This is a genomic window from Microcella sp. (assembly GCF_033763155.1).
Taxonomy (GTDB): Bacteria; Actinomycetota; Actinomycetes; order Actinomycetales; family Microbacteriaceae; genus Microcella.
Genome location: NZ_JANRKZ010000053.1, coordinates 1 through 3,145 on the forward strand (window position 1 = coordinate 1; position 3,145 = coordinate 3,145).

Sequence of the window (3,145 nt, forward strand, 5' to 3'; positions counted from 1 at the left end):
GTGTGACCGCAGCCACGGCCGGCCGATCGACCGCTTGAAGAGCAGGTTGCCGAGCAAGTAGAGGGCGGGCGCCGCCACCACGACCGCGAGCGTCGCGGCATCGAGCGGGTCATCCGGATGCGCGAGCACGAGCTCATCGCCCACCGCCACGAGGACAACGCCGCCCACCAGGATCATGTGCAAGTAGGTGTAGGTCAGGCGCGCGATGGCCCCGGATTGCTCAGACGCCGAGATGAACCGGTGCCCGTGCTCGGCCCCGTGGCTGAAGTAGAGCAACCAGAACAGAATCGTGCCGACGAAGGCCGCGAGGAACGCGAACACCGTCGAGACCGTGAACTCACTGCGGCTAAAGACCGTGCCCGTGACGATGATCGACTCGCCCAAGGCCACGATCATGAACAGCCCCGCGCGCTCGGCCATGTGGCCGCCTGCGACCGCCCACGAGTCGATGTTGGCGTTGCCCAGACCGGGCACCCAGTAGCGCACGGTCGGGGCAAACAACTCGATGCCGAGCGCGAGTGCCCAGAACACGAACTGCAGGTCACCGCCGACGGCGGCTCCGGCGATCCAGAACGGTGCCGCGAAGACGAACCAGATACCGATGCGCGTGAGGTTCACGGCGTTGCCGAGCTGGCCGACGCGGCGATAGCTCACGACCACGAAGATCGTGCGGCCCAGCTGCATGACGATGTACGCGATCGCGAAGGGCCACGCCCGGTCGGCGAACGCATAGGGGATCGCAGTGCTGAGCACAAGGCCCGCGAGCATCATCGCGATGAGCATCCACCGCACGGGCGTTTTTTCGGGGTTCATCCAGTTGGTGACCCACGTCGTATAGATCCACACCCACCACACGGCCACGAGCATGAGAACGCCTTCGAGCACACCGCGCGGGGTGAGGTGCCCGATCACGTGGTGTGACAGTTGCGTGACCGCGAAAACGAACACGAGGTCGAAGAAGAGCTCGATGAAGGCCACGCGGTCGGCGCCGGGCGCGCGATTGCGAAACAGCCGGGCGACGGGCAGGTAGGCGGTCATGGGCGCTCCTGTCGGGTGATGGTGGCGTTAGCCTAGATGCGGATGCCCGTCTCGGGGTCCCCGTGCTTGTCAGCGGCGTTGCGCTGACCGCGAAAGCGTTTGTCTTCTCATGACTAGCTCCGACCGCCCGTTTCCGTGGGTGGGCCTCATCACCCTCGCCGCCGCCATCTTCGTGCTCGTCACGAGTGAGTTCTTGCCCACGGGCCTCTTGCCGATCATGGCAAGCGACTTAGGGGTCACCGAGCCGCAGATCGGCTTGCTCATCACGATCTTCGCCGGCACCGTCGTGCTCACGGCCGCGCCGCTCGCGGCCCTCACGCGGCATTACTCGCGCAAGAGCCTGCTGCTCGCGGTGCTCGGGGTCTTTGCTCTCGCCAATGTGCTCGCGGCGATCGCGCCGAGCTATGAAGTGCTCGTGGGTGCGCGCGTTCTTGGAGGCCTGGCCCACGGTCTCTTCTGGGCGGTCGCCGGTGCCTATTCAGCGCACCTCGTGCCGCGCCACCAGCTCGCGCGGGCCGTCGCCGTCACGAGCGCGGGCGGCACGATCGCGTTTGTGCTCGGTGTTCCGCTCGGCACAGCCCTCGGTCTCGTGCTCGGCTGGCGCGCGGCGTTTGGCGTCATCGCCGCGACCGTGGTCGTGCTCGTCGTAGCCGTCATCGCGTTCTTGCCCACTGTCGAGCACCGTGTCTCGCTCGCGACGGGCGAGATCAAACTGCCGGTGCGCCGCGATCCAACGATGCCCTCCGTGATTTTCATTTGTGTTCTCGTCGTCATCATCGTCACGGGCCACAACGTCTTCTACACGTACATCGCCCCCTTCGTTCTCGACACCGCCGGGTTCGCGCCCGAGTCGCTCAGCATCCTCTTGTTCCTCTACGGCGGCGCGGGAGCCATCGGACTCGTGCTCGCGGGTGTCGTTGGCAGCCGCTACCCCCGGGGCGGTCTGTACGGGATGTTCGCCGGCGTCATGCTCGCCGTCAGCGCCCTGGCGCTCTTCGCCGGAGTTCCCGTGCTCGTGGTCATCGCGTTCGTGATCTGGGGCACGGCCTTCGGTGGAATCCCCGCGCTGCTGCAGACCCGCTTGCTGCGTGTCGCCTCGCCCAACGTGCGTGACGTGGGCGCTGCCCTGTTGACCACCTCGTTCAACATCGGCATCGGCGGTGGGGCAGCAATCGGAGCGCTGCTCTACTCGATCTCGGGTACGACCTGGTTGCCCTGGGTCGAGGCCGGAGCCCTCGGGCTCGGCATCGTCGCGTTGCTCATCATGGAGTCGCGGCGCCGCGCGCGTGGCGTGCCCCTCACGACCCGGCCGATCACGGTCATCGAGGCCGAGTCGCCGTAAGGTCGCACCGCGCGCGGGCAGACGCCGCGCGATAGACTGACCGCCGTCGCGACTGGCGTTCGGATGGGTCACCATCAGGGAGCGACCGACACGGTGAGGGGCCGTACGCCTGGGCCCCCAGCAGAACCCCGCTGGCTGCGGCCGGCAGACCCTCGAAGGAGACCTCCCGTGTCTGACAAACTGCCCTCGTCGTTCAACGACGCCCTCATCGACGTCGACCCCGAGATCGCCGCGGTGCTCGAGCAAGAGCTCGGCCGCCAGCGCGGAACGCTCGAGATGATCGCGAGCGAGAACTTCGTTTCGCGCGCAATTCTCGAAGCCCAGGGCTCGGTGCTCACCAACAAGTACGCCGAGGGCTACCCCGGCAAGCGCTACTACGGTGGCTGCGAGTTCGTTGACATCGCCGAGAACCTCGCGATCGAGCGGGCCAAGGCCCTCTTTGGCGCCGAGTTCGCCAACGTGCAGCCCCACTCGGGCGCGCAGGCGAGCGCGGCCGTGCTGCACGCTCTCGCGATGCCCGGCGACACGATCCTCGGCCTCGAGCTGGCCCACGGTGGTCACCTCACGCACGGCATGAAGCTCAACTTCTCGGGCAAGGTCTACAACGCCACGAGCTACGGAGTTGACCCCGAGACGATGCTCGTCGACATGGATGTCGTGCGCGCCAAGGCGCACGAGGTCAAGCCGACCGTCATCATCGCCGGCTGGTCGGCCTACTCGCGTCAGCTCGACTTCGCGGCCTTCCGCGCTATCGCCGACGAGGTG

2 protein-coding genes, 1 pseudogene and 1 riboswitch are annotated in these 3,145 nt (G+C 67.0%); of the genes and pseudogenes, 2 read left to right on the top strand and 1 reads right to left on the bottom strand.

Going from position 1 to position 3,145, the window contains the following annotated elements; translation table 11 throughout:
- Positions 1-1,038: low temperature requirement protein A (locus SFU54_RS02260; protein ID WP_319014695.1), on the bottom strand; the 1,038-nt coding region annotated here is incomplete at its 3' end.
- Positions 1,039-1,147: 109 nt separating this feature from the next.
- Between SFU54_RS02260 and SFU54_RS02265 the strand changes: the two genes are divergently transcribed.
- Positions 1,148-2,380 (top strand): MFS transporter, encoded by a 1,233-nt coding sequence (locus tag SFU54_RS02265; RefSeq protein ID WP_319014696.1) that lies wholly within the window; start codon positions 1,148-1,150, stop codon positions 2,378-2,380.
- A gap of 38 nt (positions 2,381-2,418) precedes the next feature.
- A riboswitch (ZMP/ZTP riboswitch) is annotated at positions 2,419-2,502 on the top strand.
- Positions 2,503-2,548: 46 nt separating this feature from the next.
- A pseudogene (locus tag SFU54_RS02270) lies at positions 2,549-3,145 on the top strand (serine hydroxymethyltransferase); the annotation flags it as partial.

What these genes read in the sequence shown, in the direction of transcription:
- SFU54_RS02265 (WP_319014696.1), top strand. Translation starts at nt 1,148, where the DNA reads ATGACTAGCTCCGACCGCCCGTTTCCGTGGGTGGGCCTCATCACCCTC.